15 protein-coding genes are annotated in these 16,635 nt (G+C 58.7%); 12 read left to right on the forward strand and 3 right to left on the reverse strand.

The window, feature by feature from the left end:
- Positions 1 to 296: 296 nt before the first annotated feature.
- Positions 297 to 941 carry a ribosome biogenesis GTP-binding protein YihA/YsxC gene (gene yihA / locus AEQ67_RS09990; RefSeq protein WP_059403716.1) on the reverse strand — a complete coding sequence of 215 codons (645 nt, stop codon included), beginning with the start codon at positions 939 to 941 and terminating at the stop codon, positions 297 to 299.
- A gap of 191 nt (positions 942 to 1,132) precedes the next feature.
- Here yihA and AEQ67_RS09995 point away from each other — a divergent pair, with 191 nt between their 5' ends.
- The 7 genes from AEQ67_RS09995 to AEQ67_RS10025 all read left to right on the forward strand — a co-directional run bounded on the left by AEQ67_RS09995 (position 1,133) and on the right by AEQ67_RS10025 (position 8,403).
- On the forward strand, positions 1,133 to 1,423 hold the full coding sequence (locus tag AEQ67_RS09995) for a c-type cytochrome (RefSeq protein WP_059403717.1): 291 nt from the start codon (positions 1,133 to 1,135) through the stop codon (positions 1,421 to 1,423).
- 46 nt (positions 1,424 to 1,469) lie between these two features.
- Positions 1,470 to 2,081: a c-type cytochrome gene (locus AEQ67_RS10000; protein ID WP_059403718.1), complete on the forward strand. Its 612-nt coding sequence runs from the start codon at positions 1,470 to 1,472 to the stop codon at positions 2,079 to 2,081.
- Positions 2,082 to 2,281: 200 nt separating this feature from the next.
- Complete coding sequence (locus tag AEQ67_RS10005) at positions 2,282 to 2,923, forward strand: thiol:disulfide interchange protein DsbA/DsbL (RefSeq protein ID WP_059403719.1); 642 nt, start codon at positions 2,282 to 2,284, stop codon at positions 2,921 to 2,923.
- Positions 2,924 to 2,937: 14 nt separating this feature from the next.
- The gene (locus AEQ67_RS10010) at positions 2,938 to 3,816 is read left to right on the forward strand and encodes an endonuclease/exonuclease/phosphatase family protein (RefSeq protein WP_059403720.1); all 879 of its coding nucleotides are present in this window, start codon (positions 2,938 to 2,940) and stop codon (positions 3,814 to 3,816) included.
- Complete coding sequence (locus tag AEQ67_RS10015) at positions 3,813 to 5,831, forward strand: diguanylate cyclase (protein ID WP_059403721.1); 2,019 nt, start codon at positions 3,813 to 3,815, stop codon at positions 5,829 to 5,831. The genes AEQ67_RS10010 and AEQ67_RS10015 overlap by 4 nt, the downstream gene beginning before the upstream one ends.
- Positions 5,832 to 5,933: 102 nt before the next feature.
- Positions 5,934 to 6,716 carry an N-acetylmuramoyl-L-alanine amidase gene (locus AEQ67_RS10020; protein WP_059403722.1) on the forward strand — a complete coding sequence of 261 codons (783 nt, stop codon included), beginning with the start codon at positions 5,934 to 5,936 and terminating at the stop codon, positions 6,714 to 6,716.
- Between the two features lie 76 nt (positions 6,717 to 6,792).
- A complete protein-coding gene (locus AEQ67_RS10025) occupies positions 6,793 to 8,403 on the forward strand; it encodes an EAL domain-containing protein (protein ID WP_059403953.1) in 1,611 nt (536 codons plus the stop codon).
- Positions 8,404 to 8,415: 12 nt separating this feature from the next.
- Here the strand turns inward: AEQ67_RS10025 and AEQ67_RS10030 are convergent, their stop codons facing one another.
- Entirely contained in the window at positions 8,416 to 10,206 is a 1,791-nt protein-coding gene (locus AEQ67_RS10030) for an ATP-binding protein (RefSeq protein WP_059403723.1), read from the reverse strand.
- A 10-nt stretch (positions 10,207 to 10,216) separates the two neighbouring features.
- Positions 10,217 to 11,563 carry a sigma-54-dependent response regulator transcription factor AlgB gene (gene algB, locus AEQ67_RS10035; RefSeq protein WP_059403724.1) on the reverse strand — a complete coding sequence of 449 codons (1,347 nt, stop codon included), beginning with the start codon at positions 11,561 to 11,563 and terminating at the stop codon, positions 10,217 to 10,219.
- A gap of 436 nt (positions 11,564 to 11,999) precedes the next feature.
- Here algB and AEQ67_RS10040 point away from each other — a divergent pair, with 436 nt between their 5' ends.
- The 5 genes from AEQ67_RS10040 to AEQ67_RS10055 all read left to right on the forward strand — a co-directional run bounded on the left by AEQ67_RS10040 (position 12,000) and on the right by AEQ67_RS10055 (position 16,608).
- On the forward strand, positions 12,000 to 12,287 hold the full coding sequence (locus AEQ67_RS10040) for a hypothetical protein (protein ID WP_059403725.1): 288 nt from the start codon (positions 12,000 to 12,002) through the stop codon (positions 12,285 to 12,287).
- A gap of 81 nt (positions 12,288 to 12,368) precedes the next feature.
- Positions 12,369 to 12,533, forward strand: a complete 165-nt coding sequence (locus AEQ67_RS33665; RefSeq protein ID WP_003177151.1) for a DUF1328 domain-containing protein — start codon at positions 12,369 to 12,371, stop codon at positions 12,531 to 12,533.
- Between the two features lie 2 nt (positions 12,534 to 12,535).
- Positions 12,536 to 12,997 (forward strand): inhibitor of vertebrate lysozyme family protein, encoded by a 462-nt coding sequence (locus AEQ67_RS10045; RefSeq protein ID WP_059403726.1) that lies wholly within the window; start codon positions 12,536 to 12,538, stop codon positions 12,995 to 12,997.
- Positions 12,998 to 13,778: 781 nt separating this feature from the next.
- The gene (gltP, locus tag AEQ67_RS10050; RefSeq protein WP_059403727.1) at positions 13,779 to 15,110 is read left to right on the forward strand and encodes a glutamate/aspartate:proton symporter GltP; all 1,332 of its coding nucleotides are present in this window, start codon (positions 13,779 to 13,781) and stop codon (positions 15,108 to 15,110) included.
- A 268-nt stretch (positions 15,111 to 15,378) separates the two neighbouring features.
- Positions 15,379 to 16,608, forward strand: a complete 1,230-nt coding sequence (locus tag AEQ67_RS10055) for a nucleoside recognition domain-containing protein (protein WP_059403728.1) — start codon at positions 15,379 to 15,381, stop codon at positions 16,606 to 16,608.
- The last annotated feature ends 27 nt before the right edge of the window (positions 16,609 to 16,635 follow it).

The raw sequence follows: 16,635 nt of genomic DNA on the forward strand, positions 1-16,635 counted from the left end.
CCCGCGTTATCGTTAACGTCCATCGCGAGCAAGCTCGCTCCTACAGGGGTTTCGTGGCATCGCAGGGCCGTTATTTCGAAAAGTGCTTGGGCTTATTTCCAATGGATTTTGACCCACCCCGGAACTAAACCCGTGAACCGCCACTCAGAGTTACTGAATGGCTGGTGAAGCCCTTCGATGCTCCTATGTTGTGTTAAGTGTTGGCAGATAATCTGGACCCCGCCCTAGCGGTCCGGAACTTGAACCCCGGAACTTCCCCCTCCCCATAGAAGTCCGGGGTTTTTTTTGCCCGCGATTTATTGCTCGGCAACCTCGGCGCCCTTGTCCGCCAGTTGCATCCAGCCCGCCAGTACAGTGTAGGCGTCTTCCAGGCCCATGCGTTTTGGCGCCGAAAACAGCTGGATACTGATCGCATCACCCCAACCTTTGCGGATATCTGTCTGAACCTTGAGCAGGACGTTTTTCGCCGCGCCATAAGTCAGCTTGTCGGCTTTGGTCAGCAAAATATGCATCGGCATGCCGCTGGCTACGGCCCAGTCGAGCATCAGCAAGTCGAAGTCGGTCATTGGATGACGGATGTCCATCATCAAAATCAGACCTTTCAAACTCTCGCGACCGCCCAGATAGGCTTCCAGGTGACGCTGCCAGTGCAGCTTCAACGGGATAGGTACTTTCGCGTAACCGTAACCCGGCAGGTCGACCAGACGACGATCATCGTCTAGCTTGAAGAAGTTCAACAACTGCGTGCGACCCGGCGTTTTCGAGGTCCGCGCGAGGCTTGCGTGCGTCAGGGTGTTCAAAGCGCTGGATTTGCCGGCGTTGGAACGCCCGGCGAAAGCCACTTCAAAGCCTTCGTCGTCGGGACATTGATCGACTTTGGCAGCGCTGAGCATGAAGGTGGACTGTTGGCACAGACCGAGGATGGGATTCTTGAGTTGCATGGGATTTCCGATGTGGGCGGCGCCGGGAATGGACGCGGCGAGCAGTGTCGTTTCCGTTTCAGTGACGCCAGTATATAATGCCGCAGATTTTGTGTGCGCTTTGTCCCAGCGTAGGATGAAGTTCACGAGAGCGATTGACCTTGATTGCGCACTAGAACGCAGAACGCTCTCAACCCTGAAAAGGTCGTTTTATGACGAAATGGCTGCTAGCTGCCGGTGTCTTGATACCGCTTTACAGCGCTCAGGCTACACAGGATCCGGAAGCTGTGTACAACCGTGTTTGTGGTGCCTGTCATTCCGGCCAACTACCAATGGCCCCTCAAAAGGGCGATCAGGAAGCTTGGACGCCGAGGTTGGCGAAAGGTATGGGGACGCTGGTGCAACACGTGACCCAGGGTTTCAAGGCGATGCCGCCGCGTGGTTTGTGCATGGACTGCAGTGCCGAGGATTACCAAGCAATCATCCAGTGGATGAGCGAGTGATCCCGGTCCATAACTCTTTAACCCTTAGCCGTAGTTGGATTAGCTGATGAACAAATTGATCGTGAGTCTGCTGTTGACCGTGGGGATCTCCGGCATTGCCCATGCTGCAGGTGATGCGACTGCTGGTCAGGCGAAAGCCGCAGTATGTGGCGCCTGTCATGGCCCGGATGGCAACAGCATGGCGCCAAACTTTCCGAAACTGGCAGGTCAGGGCGAGCGTTATCTGAACAAGCAGTTGCACGACATCAAGTCCGGCAAACGTACGGTACTGGAAATGACCGGCCTGCTGACCAACCTGAGCGATCAGGACCTGGCCGATATCGCCGCTTACTTTGCCAGCCAAAAAGGCAGCGTTGGTGCCGCCGACCCGAAAGTCGTGGCTCGCGGTGAAGCACTGTTCCGTGGCGGCGACCTGGCCAAGGGCTTGCCATCCTGCACCGGCTGCCACTCGCCAAATGGCGCGGGCAACGCAGCCGCCGGCTTCCCGCACCTGGGTGGCCAACACGCTCAATACATCGCCAAGCAGCTGACCGACTTCCGCAAGGAAGAAGCCGGTCGCACCAACGATGGCGACACCAAGCCAATGCAGACCATCTCCAAAAAGCTCAGCGACGAAGATATCGCCGCAGTGTCCAGTTACATTCAGGGCCTGCACTAAGACCTGCGGATCGAGCGTTACGTTGGATGGACATCTCCAGCAACGTTAACGCTCTATTAATCCGTCGCAGCAAGTATAAAAAGGGTGGCTTAGGCCGCCCTTTTTTGTGGCCGCTGCCGTTACACTACAGAACTCAAGCCCGCCATGACCTGTCTGAAAACAGGTCGCGCGAGGCGACCCAAATTGTCCAGGAGTAAAGCATGCGTAATCTGATCATCAGCGCCGCACTCGTCGCTGCCAGCCTGTTCGGCATGACTGCACAAGCCGCTGAAGCACCCGCCGCACCTTATGTTGAACTGACCAACCCGGTTCCGGTTGCCGTGCCTGGCAAGATCGAAGTGGTTGAGCTGTTCTGGTACGGCTGCCCGCATTGCTATGCCTTTGAACCCGTGATCAACCCATGGGTTGAGAAACTCCCTTCCGACGTGAACTTCGTGCGTATTCCGGCCATGTTCGGCGGTCCATGGGACGCCCACGGCCAAATGTTCCTGACCCTTGAAGCCATGGGCGTCGAGAACAAGGTTCATGCTGCGGTGTTCAACGCCATTCAGAAAGAACACAAGAAGCTGGTCACGCCTGACGAAATGGCAGAGTTCCTGGCCACTCAGGGCGTAGACAAGGACAAGTTCCTGGCCACCTTCAACTCCTTCGCCATCAAGGGCAAAATCGTCCAGGCCAAAGAGCTGGCGAAGAAATACGAAATCTCCGGCGTGCCGACCATGATCGTCAACGGCAAGTATCGCTTCGACGTGGGCTCTGCCGGCGGTGCCGAGCAAGCCTTGCAACTGGCCGATAAACTGGTCGACAAAGAGCGAGCGGCGAACAAGGCTGCTGCCAACTAAGCGCGGGGCCTGCCATGCGCCGCTGGGGAACTGAACGCGTCGTTGGCCTGCATGATCCGCGGGTCAACGAACATCATCTGGAATCCACGGGCCTGCCCGCAGACAGCCGTCTGCGCTTGCTCAGTTTCAATATCCAGGTCGGCATCAGTACCGAGCGGTATCGGCACTACCTGACCCGGGGCTGGCAACATCTGTTGCCGCACACCGGGCGGGCCGACAATCTGCAAAAGATCGGCAATCTGCTGGGCGACTTCGATCTGGTTGCCTTGCAGGAGGCCGATGGCGGCAGCCTGCGATCAGGCTACGTCAATCAGGTGGAACACCTGGCCCAGCTCGGTGCGTTCCCTTACTGGTATCAACAACTCAATCGCAACCTCGGTCGCCTCGGTCAGCATAGCAATGGCGTGCTCAGCCGCCTGCGCCCGTGGGCGATTGAAGATCATCCACTGCCGGGGCCCAAGGGTCGCGGGGCGATTCTGGTGCGCTTCGGCGAAGGTCCGGAAGCGCTGGTGGTGGTCATGATGCACCTGGCACTCGGCGCACGTGTGCGCAGCATGCAGCTGGCTTACATCCGCGAGCTGATCGGCGGCTATAAACACCAGGTGCTGATGGGCGACATGAATACCCACGCCAGTGATTTGCTGCAAAACTCGCCGTTGCGTGACCTCGGCCTGCTCGCGCCGCAACTGGAAGCGACCTTCCCCAGCTGGCGCCCACAGCGTTGCCTGGACCATATTCTGCTGAGCCCGACCCTGACCCTTGAAAAGGTCCAGGTGCTGGCACAACCCATTTCCGATCACTTGCCGGTCGCGGTAGAGATTCGTCTGCCGGGTTCGCTCACGGCTGATGCATTCCCCGCGTTGAGTCCTGCCCCTCGCGGATCCCATGAATGAGCGACGAAGCACAGCGCTGGAAAGAGAAATACCTCAAAAGCATCGAACAACAGGAAAAGCTTGAGCGGCGATGGGATGCCCGGCTCGACCTGCTGCGCCGCGGCCTGGTACGCAGTTCCCTGGCGGCCGAGGGCACTGATCGCGCTGTTGACCAATGCATGAAGGAAATGCGCGAAGTCGTGCGCTCCGATGATATGGACGCGGGCTTGGCGAACCTGCTTCCGCGGCTGGAAAAAGCCGTGCTCGACTCCGAACAGCGCCGGGAAACCCGGGTCAATCAGATCAGCGCCGCACTGACCGCGCTGGTCTCACAGCTGCAAACATTACCGCTGCCACGAGAAGTCAGCCGGCCACTGAAAAACTTCGCCAAGCAACTCGATGGACGCGTCGGCCAGGCACGCGAGATTCCGCTGCTGCTCAGCGAACTGAGCGGTCTGCAAGGCAAAGCCCTGAGTCAGCTCGACAGCCCGACAGAACCCGGTCGCCCTGGTTTGCTGCAGCGGCTGTTCGGCAGTCGTGAAGCCGATGAAACGTCGTCACTGATTCCCGCCCCGGCTATGCAAGCGCTCGGTTTACAACCCGTCGAAACGGCTTCCGCACTGCGTGCCGAGACACCGCAGGTAACAATCGATCCTGTAACAGTGGCCGAGAAGCCTCAGGTGGTGTCGCCCGTCACGCAGGTGACGGCCACCCCCGAGCCACTGGCGATCGAAGCGCCGCTTGCTCCGGTAGTCGTTGCGTTTGTCCCGCCGGTACTCGAACCACAGCCAACCAGCACCCCGGCCGAAGAGGCTCAAGCAGCGTCGCCCTCTTTCGTTGAGCAAGCCATTCAGGCTGCAAGCAATCCCGACGAGCTGACCCCGGTGGTGCCGCTCGACAGCCTGCCGCCACCCCAGGCATTGGCAGCCGATATCGCGGAACAACCCGAGCACGATATTCTCTACGCCCTGCCGGATTCACCCGAGCCGTCCTACAGCTCGGTGGCCAAGCACATCGAAGACACGTTGTTGGGCCTGCTCGACGACCTGACGTTACCCGAGCGGCATCGTCCGCAAGCCGAAGCGATGCGCGATCGCCTGCAAAATGGTTTGAACTGGTACGAACTGCTGCCAATCCTCGACGATCTGGCAACCTTGATGCTGGCAATCACCGACAGCGGCCAGCACGAATTCGAAGCTTATCTGAAGCAACTCAACGAACGCCTCGAGTCGTTCCAGAGCAACCTGCAGGCCGCCAGCACAGGCCATGCTGACAACCGTTCTGCTGCGCGCGAGATGGACACGCAGATCCGCGAGCAGGTCGACGGTTTGCAAAGCAGCATGCAGGAAGCGGCGGACCTGGACGATCTCAAGCACGTACTGGAAAACCATCTTGAAGGCCTGCTCGGCACACTGGACCAACACCAGAAGCAGCGCGACGAGCGCGAACACGAAGTCGCTGCCCGCCTGCATGGCCTGGCGGAACGCGTCGCCCACATGGAGCAGGAAGCCCAGGGCTATCGCGAGCATCTCGAAGAGCAGCGCCAGAAAGCCTTGATCGACCCGCTGACAGGCCTGCCGAACCGGGCGGCCTGGAGCGAACGGCTGGATCACGAAGTCGGCCAATGGCAACAACACGGCAACACCCTGTTGCTGGCCATGCTCGATCTCGATCATTTCAAGCGCATCAACGATAACTACGGTCATCTGGCGGGTGACAAAGTGCTGAAAATCATCGCCAGCGTATTGCGCAAACGCCTGCGCGGGACGGATTTCATTGCCCGGTTTGGCGGTGAAGAATTTGTCCTGTTGATGCCCGCCACGGTGCCGGCGGCGGGTGCGAAGCTGCTGGAAAACCTGCGCGCGTCGATCCAGGCCTGTCCTTTTCACTTTAAGGGCGAACCGGTGACCATCACCCTTTCCATGGGGATGACGGCATTCAGGCCCGGCGAACATAGCGATGCAGTGCTGAAAAGAGCCGATCTGGCGCTATATCGCGCGAAACACGCTGGCCGCAACCGGGTGGAACTGGGCTAACGGACAATTGTTCCATTTTGTTTAAAAATGCGCGTTAGCCCTCCACGCGCAAGTCTGTACGTTACACTGTTGCATTACTGACTTGCGCGTATTGCCTCTGCCATGAAATACCTTGCTCTCATCGTGTCGCTGATTCTGTTGGCCGGTTGCGCCAGCGGCCCCCGGTTCGACACCAGCCATCCTTCTGCCAATCACGACAGCCGTGTTCAGTTTGTCGTGGTGCATTACACCTCCGCGTCGCTGGAGCGTTCGCTGCAATTGCTAACCCATGGCGAGGTCAGCGCCCACTACCTGATTGGCGACGACCAGCGCGCCACGATTTATAAACTGGTGGACGAGAACCTGCGGGCTTGGCACGCAGGGGAAAGCGAATGGCAAGGCCGGACGTGGTTGAATTCCAGTTCCATCGGGATCGAGATCGTCAATCCGGGCTTCAAAGAACTCCCGACCGGTGAGCGTTCGTGGTATCCCTACAGCGAAGCCCAGGTCCAGTCTTTGATTGTCCTGCTCAAGGACATCAGCAAGCGATACGCAATCAGCCCTCTCAACATCATCGGCCATAGCGACATCGCTCCGCTGCGCAAGCTCGATCCAGGACCGCTGTTTCCCTGGAAACGCCTGGCTGCCGAAGGTCTCGGGATCTGGCCCAACGAGCAGCTCGTGGCACGTCAGCAAGCACAGTTTGAAGCTCAACTGCCGAGCATCGGCTGGTTTCAGACACAGCTCGCCCGCCTGGGTTATCCCACGCCGCAAACCGGTGAACTGGATGTAGCGACACGCCATGTGCTGGGAGCCTTTCAGATGCATTTCCGCCCTTCCCGCTTCGATGGCATGCCGGATGCGCAAACTGCAGCGCTGCTTCAGGTGTTGAACCAGACAAAATAATGACGCCCGCCCGACGGTCAGCGCTTTTTCCCAATCAGCAGCTATAACTCATTGGTAATTATTCGGATATTGCATGATGGCTGCTGCTCGAGAGACATTACGTAGCTGGTTCTATCGCCCTTGGTTTTTGGCGATGCTGGCTGCTGCTCTGAGCGCTACATTGTTGATGGCCGGCAGTCTGTTCGTGGCCATACATCAAGTCGAGCAGAACGAAAGTCAGGAAATGAATGCCCAGGGTGAGCGTTTCCTCGCGCGCCTCGAGCAACTGTTCGGGCAGCTGCGTGAAAGCCTCGACGACCTGGAAGCCCAGCCGCTAAGAGGCTGCGATGACGACATGATCGCGACCTTGCAGCAGGTCAGTTTCAATTATCGCTTCGTGTACGAAGCGGCTTATATGGACGCCTCGAGAACCTGTTCCAATCGGCCCCGCCAGGAACTGTCACTGATACGACCGCCAGACATCAGGGGCCCCACCTACAGTTACTGGCTGAACACCACCACTGAACCCGATGAGAACCGCGCCGCATTAATGCTCGGGCGTGGCAATTTTCGCGTCGCGACTTCGCGCGGGCATTTGACCGACATGGTCGATTTGTCTCCGGGCAGTAGCTTGCTGGTTGTTGTCGACCGCGGTGCGCGGGCCATACCGGTACTGGGCGCCGAACAGACTTGGCCACCGACGGAAGCCTGGCCGCCAACCAGCCGCGATTCGCTGCAAATCACTCAGACCCGTTTGATTTACCGCATGCCGACCAACAATCCCGCCTATCAATTGGTGCTCATCTCCCCGCGCACCGGCATGCACATACCTGCCGTGTGGTGGTGGCTGTTGCCGGCGAGCCTGTTGCTGGGCGTCTGCGTGGGCTTTCTGGTGTTTCTGTTGGTGCGTCAACGACAGTCGCTGGACGCCGAACTGACTGGCGCCATTCGGCGAGGCGAGTTGCAGGTGTTGTATCAACCGATCTTCGATCTCGACAGCCGCAACTGCGTCGGTGCCGAAGCCCTGCTGCGCTGGCGAAGACCGGATGGCACGCTGACCAGCCCCGATCTGTTCATTCCAATGGCAGAGAACACCGGCCAGATCCGCCAGATGACCGACTTCGTACTCCAGCGCTTGCTTGAGCAACTGGGGCAGCTGCTGCGGGCGAACCCGCAGCTATATATTTCAGTGAACCTGGCAGCCTGCGACGTCATGGTGCCGCGAATCGGCCAGGTCATGGCGCGCCTGCTGACCTTGCACCGGGTCGCCGCCAAACAGATTGCCTTTGAGGTCACTGAACGGGGATTGATCGATGTCGAGGTCGCCCGGGAAAACCTGCAAGCCTTGCGGGATGTCGGGCATCAGGTGCTGATCGATGATTTTGGCACCGGTTATTGCAGCCTCGCCTACCTGCAAACCCTGCCGGTGGACTGCCTGAAAATCGACAAGGCCTTTATCGACGCACTGGGCCATGACGCGGCGAGCAGCGGTGTCGCCCCGCACATCATTCATATGGCCCAGGCTCTGCAACTCAAGGTGATTGCCGAGGGCATCGAATATGAAGCCCAAGCGGCGTTTCTGAGCAGTGAAGGCGTGAAATTCGGTCAGGGCTGGCTGTTCGCCCATGCGTTGAGCGCGGTGCAGTTCATCGAACTGATTACCCGCGGCCGCCGACTCTCCGCACGACGCCTGGATGACGAAGCCTGAAGTCGCAGCGTGTTAAACCGACAACGCCATATAGAACTGAGTCCCCTGCCCCGGCCGCGAATAGACGCCCATCCGCCCGCCGTGTAACTGCACGATTTCCTTGCACAGCGCCAGACCGAGACCCGCCCCACCCTTTTTGCGACCGACCTGGACAAAGGGCTCGAAGATCCGTCCCTGTTGGCCGTAGGCAATGCCTTCGCCGTTGTCTTCGACGCTGATGATCACCCGCTCACCATGGCGACGGGCTTGCAGACGTATCTGTCCATCGGTAGCGGTATGGCGCAACGCATTGTCGATCAGGTTATCGAGCACTCGGTCCAGTTGCGGCTGATCGGCCTGCAACCATGGCAATGGCCCCTGCACTTCCACCAGCAAGTCGATACCCTTCTCCACCGCAGAACCGGCAAAACGTGCCCGGGCCTGCTCCAGCAGCGCCTCAATGGAGCACGGTGCCAACGTGAGCTTCTGCAATCCGTTCTGGTAGCGGGAGAAATTCAGCAGGTCGTTGATCAACTGCATCAAACGCTGCATCTCTTCATTCACGGTGTCCAGCAAATCGGCTTCCCGCGAGTCCTCTGCAAAGTGCGCGCGCTCACGGAACAGGCCGAACGCCATGTGCATCCCGGTCACCGGCGTGCGCAACTCATGGGAGGCGCGCAACACAAACTCGCTGCGCACCCGTTCGAATGCACGTTGTTCAGTCACGTCATGCAGCACCATCACGGCGCCGAGAATATGACCCTGGGTATGGCTGACCGGCGTCAGGCTATACGTCAGCAACCGCGACTCGCCATCGACCTCAATGCTCAAGTCTTCCGGCGCCCGCTCCAGGGTGCCGCCGCGCAGCACCAATTGCAGTTGTTCATCGAGTTCAGGGCGCTCGAGGGCTGAGCCCAACCCCTGACCGAGGCGATCGTCGTCCCAGCCCAACTGACGCTGCGCCACCGGGTTGAGGTGTTCCAGATGGCCATCGTGGTCGATCATCAGCAAACCGTCGTCGATACTGTCGAGCACCGCCTGCAAACGCTGCTGGCCGGCGAGCAACTCATCGACGTTGGTGGCCTGATGCTGGCGCAGGGCCTCGGCCATGATGCCGAAACGCTTGGTCAGCTGGTTCATTTCCACTGCCGAAGAAATCGGCAAGGTCACTTCGAAATTGCCTTGGCCGATGTTGTCAGCCGCCTGAGCCAGGGCCTCGATCGGTGCGCCGAACCGACGGGCAATCGCATGGGCAGTCACGAAACCGATGATCAGCACCGCCAGCCCGACTAATCCGAGCAGGCCGGCAATCAACAGCGCCCGGTCCCGCGCCTGGCGCTGCGTTTCATTGATGTTATCCAACGCCCGTTTGTGTTCGGTGATCAACCCGTTGCGCAGCGCGTTGAATCGTTCGGTCAGTGCTTCGTTACCGCTGAGTACATGGGTCGGGTCGTGTGACAAATCCAGGGCCTGCAGAAAACTCAGGTAATCATCCTTGGCCTGTATGAACCCATACTGATTGCCCTCACCACCCCGTTCGTGCGCGATACCTTCATCAAGCAGTTGAAAGTAATGCTGCTTGGACGCTTCAAACGCCGCCGGATCGGGTTTTTCATTGAGCATGAGGATCAGTTGATCACCCAAGGTCTGGCGTAGCTTGAGCCCCAGGTCCAGCGTGACGAAGTTGTCGCGAATCAGCGCCTCCTGGTTGCCGGCCATCTGCATCACGCTGACGAGCCCGAGCAGCAGGCCCAGCAACGCAACGGTGATCAGTGCGGAAATACTCAGAAACAGCCGAGTACGCAACTTCATCGCCAATTTCATTGGATACGGCTCACAGGTTGTACTGCTTGCGTTTGCGGTACAACGTCGAGGCGTCGATGCCCAGGGTCTTGGCGGCCTGGTCCAGCGTATCGGCCGTCGCGAGGACCGCACCGATGTGGGCTTTTTCCAACTCATCCAGACTTAGTGCAGCGCCGATGCGCGGCGCGTTGTTGACCGGCGTCTCGGCCATGCCCAAGTGGCTGATCTCGACCCGTTCCTGTGGGCAAATAATGCTCGCCCGCTCCACCACGTTGCGCAGTTCGCGGATGTTCCCCGGCCATCGGTAACCCAGCAGCGCCTCTCGGGCCTCGTCGCTGAAACCCCGGGCCGGACGCGCGTATTCCTTGACGAAACGGGCCAAAAAGCGATCGGCCAGGTTCAGGATGTCCTCCCGGCGTTCGCGCAACGGCGGCAGGTGCAAGGTGATGACGTTCAAGCGATAGAGCAAGTCTTCACGGAATCGGCCGTCGCGGACCATGTCCTCGAGGTTCTGGTTAGTGGCTGCAAGGATGCGTACATCGGCGCGGCGAGTGACCGGGTCGCCCACCCGTTCGTATTCTTTATCCTGGATGAAACGCAGCAACTTAGGTTGCAAAACCAAGGGAAAATCGCCGATTTCGTCGAGAAACAGCGTGCCACCGTCGGCCTGGTTGACTCGGCCCAGCGTGCTTTCGCTAGCCCCGGTGAACGCGCCACGGCTATGGCCGAACAGCTCGCTTTCCATGAGTTCGGCCGTCAGGGACGGGCAGTTGATGGTGATGCAGGACTTCTTCGACCGCTTGCTCCAGCCGTGAATGGCCTGGGACAACTCGCCCTTACCCGTACCGGATTCGCCGAGAATCAAAATATTGGCATCGGTGTTGGCGACCTGGCGGGCGGTTTCGAGCACCACTTTCATCGCCGGGCTGTGGGAATCCAGGCCGTCCTTGGGCTTGCGCACCTCACCTTCCAACGCCTCCAGACGTGCCGACAATTGCCGCACTTCGAGTTGCTTGGCGGTGGCCAGGCGCAATTGATCGGGGCTGCAAGGCTTGACCAGATAATCGGCGGCACCCGCCTGGATCGCATCGACAGCGGTGTCGACGGCCGAGTGAGCCGTGACGATCACCACGCGCATCCACGGCGCCTGAATACGCATCTGCGCCAACACATCCAGGCCGTTGTCTTCGCCCAGACGCAAATCAAGGAAGCACAGGTCGAAGACCTGACGTTGCAGCAATGCATCGGCTTGCGCAGCGCTGTTGGCGGTAGCGACGCTATAGCCTTCGTCTTCTAGGCAATAACGGAAGGTTCGCAGGATGGCGGACTCATCGTCCACCAGCAGAATGCGGCCTTGATTCTCAGTGGCTGATTCCATTTTCCTACGCTCCTTAATGAATGATCTTCGGTTAGTCCCGGAAAAATCGGGCAAGTTGCATGGTTGATTCTGGTCGATTCCGACCACGTCAGGGTAGATATCTCTTCACCCTACGACTAATGACCTGATTTTGTTGGTTTTTTAACAATTAACCGTATTTCAGGCGGTTGCCCGCGTCCAGTTGAGACATCTGCGCCCTCTTCTCAATTCAAAAATATTGAAACTTCCTACGGATCCATCGTGCATTACGCACGACTTCAGAAGGGGCATCGTGCAGGATGCGTCCGGAACGATTTTCACTGCATTCATAACCTATTGATTTAAAACGTTTTTATGTCTGTAAAAAAGCTGGCATGCAGACTGCAATGATCTGGTTAATCCAGGGCAAAAGATCGACGCCCTAAACAGATCACCACAGTGTGGGAGGAGCTTCAGGATGAGTCGCCAACGTGCCGCCCAATTGCGTATCTCGCCACTGCATATCCAGCAAGGCCTGTTTGCTGTTCTGGCGCTATTGATCACCTTGATCGGCGGCCAGCAGTTTCAGAGCTGGAAGCAGAGCCAGCAGCAAGACGCGATCCGTGTGTCGATTCAGCACCCGACCCAAACCCACTTCAGCGCCGCCAGCAGCAACCAGGCTGACCTCGCCCCGATGCGCATGATGGACGTCGACCAGGCCCAGCCTGCGGATGAGATGCCCCGTCAGGAACGTTGGGTGTTCTAAGTAAACGAACTTGGCGCGTCTGCTGCGCCGGGAAAGGCACCACGAGCAACACCTCTAAATAGAAGCGTAAGGAGAATCACCATGTTGAGCTGGGCAATCACATTCTTGATCATTGCCATCATCGCCGCCGTACTGGGCTTCGGTGGTATCGCGGGCACCGCCACGGGTATCGCCAAGATTCTCTTTGTCGTGTTCCTGGTGATGTTCATTGCTTCGTTCTTCTTTGGCCGTCGCGGTCGAGGCTGAACATGAGCGTTTTAAAGACAGTGGCAGCCGCCCTGCTCCTGGGCGGTAGTGCCATGGCGATGGCGGCCAATGATGGCCAGACGCGGGTCAATGAGTTGTTGAACGCCGACCCGCAATACCGTGAAACGTGGCAAAGCGTGGTGAAGAAGGAAGAACGCCTGCCGGAATGGGTGATGAACCTCTCCGGCGACGCCGAGCAAATGAATGCCGTTGAAGAGGATGGCGACAAGTATCTGGTCGGGCCCCTGTGCGAAACACAGCAGACGTGCCTGAACAAACGCTTGATCGTAGCCTTCAGCTTCGACAAAGAGGATGCCTACGCCATGCTGGTCGAAGTGCCTGCGGGGCTGCCGGCCGACAAGTCGCCAACGCGACATGCCGACTACCGCTTCCTCGGAAAGCCGGACCAGGGCATGCAGGACATGTTGATGGAGCAACTGAAGAAAGATCCAAAGTGGTACTGAGCTCTTCCTTTGTAGGAGCGAGGTTGCTCGCGATGGACGTTAACGATGACGCGTGTGTTCTGAATAGCCGCGCCGCTCTTGAACCAATCGCGAGCAAGCTCGCTCCTACACCACATTGCGCTACCTGAGGAAGGTAGACGCATGACCAAGGGGTCGGGACGTTCTGCCTGTTTCAGGGGCGGAGTGACCTACGGGTACAGGGAGTGCCTGCGCAAGGGCCGGGTCAGGCTAAGCTGCGACGCAAGTTCGCCGGCCAATCATGGCTCGACGGACTTGCGAAGAGCTTCTTCCATGTAAAGCATCGTCCTTGAGCGTTCAGCTCACCTTCCCCGCATAACGTCGAATTATTCCCTGGAATGCATTTGCCAGTGATTTTTGGCGACCATCTATCGAGAAAGCTGCGGCAAAATGTAAGCGATAATTCGCGCTTAAACGTAGGATTTTTCTGTAGTTTTGGCCCTCATCCCTCCGCTCAAAAAACAACCAATCTCCTCTGAAATGGCCGGTTCACGGTACTTATAGCTGCCGAAATGTCGTATTCGAACCGGTTGGGACGCCAGTTTCATTTAAAAAAGCTCATGCCGATTCGGCATAGGGTAGGCGTTTACGGCATTAGACGTCGCTTCCTTGCATCGGAATAGTTGCGCCTTTTTTCGCCTGCCAGAGAGCCATAAATACCAGCTCCGGGGCTCCTTATACGGGGGCAGATGCATAGGCTTTTACGCCACGAGCGTTCCAGTTCTTGCATCTGCCTGAGTCAAACGCAAGTAAGGGTAAAGATATGAAGAAGGCAAAGCTTAGCCTCGCCTGGCAGATCCTCATCGGTCTGGTATTGGGGATTGCAATCGGTGCGCTGCTCAACCATTTCAGTGCCGAAAAAGCCTGGTGGATCAGTAACGTCCTGCAACCAGCAGGCGATATCTTTATCCGTCTGATCAAGATGATCGTGATCCCGATCGTGATCTCCTCCCTGATCGTCGGTATCGCGGGTGTCGGCGACGCGAAGAAGCTCGGACGCATCGGTCTGAAGACCATCATTTACTTCGAGATCGTCACCACCATCGCCATCGTGGTCGGTCTGGTGCTGGCCAACGTGTTCCATCCGGGCACCGGCATCGACATGAGCACCCTGGGTACTGTGGATATTTCCAAGTATCAGGCGACTGCCGCCGAGGTTCAGCATGAACACGCGTTCATCGAAACCATCCTCAACCTGATCCCGTCGAACATCTTCGCGGCGATGGCTCGCGGCGAAATGCTGCCGATCATCTTCTTCTCCGTGTTGTTCGGTCTCGGCTTGTCGAGCCTGCAAGCGGACCTGCGCGAGCCGCTGGTGAAGATGTTCCAGGGCGTGTCGGAAAGCATGTTCAAGGTCACCCACATGATCATGAACTACGCCCCGATCGGCGTTTTCGCACTGATCGCGGTAACCGTGGCCAACTTCGGTTTTGCCTCCCTCATCCCGCTGGCCAAACTGGTGATCCTGGTTTACGTCGCCATCGCCTTCTTCGCCTTCGTGGTGCTGGGCCTGATCGCTCGCCTGTTCGGCTTCTCGGTGATCAAGCTGATGCGCATCTTCAAGGATGAGCTGGTACTGGCCTACTCCACCGCCAGCTCCGAAACCGTGTTGCCACGCGTCATCGAGAAAATGGAAGCCTACGGCGCGCCAAAAGCGATTTGCAGTTTCGTGGTGCCGACCGGCTATTCGTTCAACCTCGACGGTTCGACGCTGTACCAAAGCATCGCAGCAATCTTCATTGCCCAGCTGTATGGCATCGACCTGTCCATCAGCCAGCAATTGCTGCTGGTACTGACCCTGATGGTCACCTCCAAAGGCATCGCCGGCGTACCGGGCGTGTCCTTCGTGGTGCTGCTGGCCACCCTGGGCAGCGTGGGTATTCCATTGGAAGGCCTGGCGTTCATCGCCGGTGTCGACCGCATCATGGACATGGCCCGTACCGCACTGAACGTGATTGGCAACGCCTTGGCCGTGTTGGTCATCTCCCGTTGGGAAGGCATGTACGACGACGCCAAGGGCCAGCGCTACTGGAACTCCCTGCCGCACTGGCGCAGCAAGGAAAAGCTGCCGGCTGGCGAGGTTTCCAGCAACTAACCCTGTAGGAGCCGGCTTGCTGGCGAACGTGACACCGCGGTTTATCAGGTGCACCGTGTAATCGTTCTTCGCTGGCAAGCCAGCTCCTACGGGCGAACGGGATGCCGCGGTTTATCAGACGCACCGTGTAATCGTTCTTCGCTGGCAAGCCAGCTCCTACAGTACGGAGTTAGTCGCAGCGACCCAAAACAAACCCCGGAGAAATCCGGGGTTTGTCGTTTCTGGCTACCCCGCTATCATTCGCCACATTCTTCGGGGGATTCAACTGATGCTCAATGGCCTGTGGCTAAGCTTCTTCATCGTGGCAGCCGTATCGGCGCTGGCGCAGTGGCTGATCGGTGGCAACGCCGGGATCTTCGCGGCGATGGTGGAAAGCATTTTCGCCATGGCCAAATTGTCGGTCGAGGTCATGGTCCTGCTGTTCGGCACCCTGACGCTTTGGCTGGGTTTTCTGCGAATTGCCGAGAAGGCCGGGATCGTCGAGTGGCTGGCCAAGGCGTTGGGGCCATTGTTTTTGCGTCTGATGCCCGGCGTTCCGGCGGGTCACCCGGCCATCGGCCTGATCACGCTCAACTTCGCCGCCAACGGCCTGGGCCTCGACAACGCCGCCACGCCGATCGGCCTCAAAGCCATGAAGGCGCTGCAAGAGCTCAACCCCAGCGACACCATCGCCAGCAACGCGCAGATCCTCTTCCTGGTGCTCAACGCCTCCTCCCTGACCCTGCTGCCGGTGACGATCTTCATGTACCGTGCCCAGCAAGGCGCGCCTGATCCAACCTTGGTGTTCCTGCCGATCCTGCTGGCCACCAGTTGCTCGACACTGGTGGGCTTGTTGTCGGTGGCGGTCATGCAGCGTCTGCGCCTGTGGGACCCGGTGGTGCTCGCTTACCTGATTCCCGGTGCCCTCGCCCTCGGTGGCTTCATGGCGCTGCTGGGAACGCTCTCGGCGACCGCTCTGGCCGGCCTGTCTTCGATCCTCGGTAACGTGACGCTGTTCGGGCTGATCATGCTGTTCCTGGTGGTCGGCGCGCTGCGCAAAGTGAAGGTGTACGAGGCATTCGTCGAAGGCGCCAAAGAAGGTTTCGACGTGGCCAAGAACCTGCTGCCGTATCTGGTGGCGATGCTCTGCGCGGTGGGCGTGCTGCGTGCATCCGGGGCGCTGGACTTGGGCCTGGACGGGATTCGGCAGCTGGTGGAGTGGGCCGGCTGGGACACCCGCTTCGTCGATGCGCTGCCGACGGCGATGGTCAAACCGTTCTCCGGCAGCGCCGCCCGGGCGATGCTGATCGAAACCATGAAAACCTCGGGCGTGGACAGCTTCCCGGCGCTGGTGGCGGCAACGATTCAGGGCAGTACCGAAACGACTTTCTATGTGTTGGCGGTTTATTTCGGCGCGGTAGGGATCCAGCGAGCACGGCATGCGGTGGGGTGTGCGTTGCTGGCGGAACTGGCCGGCGTACTGGGCGCGATCGGCGTCTGCTACTGGTTCTTCGGCTGAGTCTGTATTCCTGTGGGAGCGGGCTTG

The organism is Pseudomonas sp. RIT-PI-q (assembly GCF_001297125.1).
Lineage (GTDB): Bacteria > Pseudomonadota > Gammaproteobacteria > Pseudomonadales > Pseudomonadaceae > Aquipseudomonas.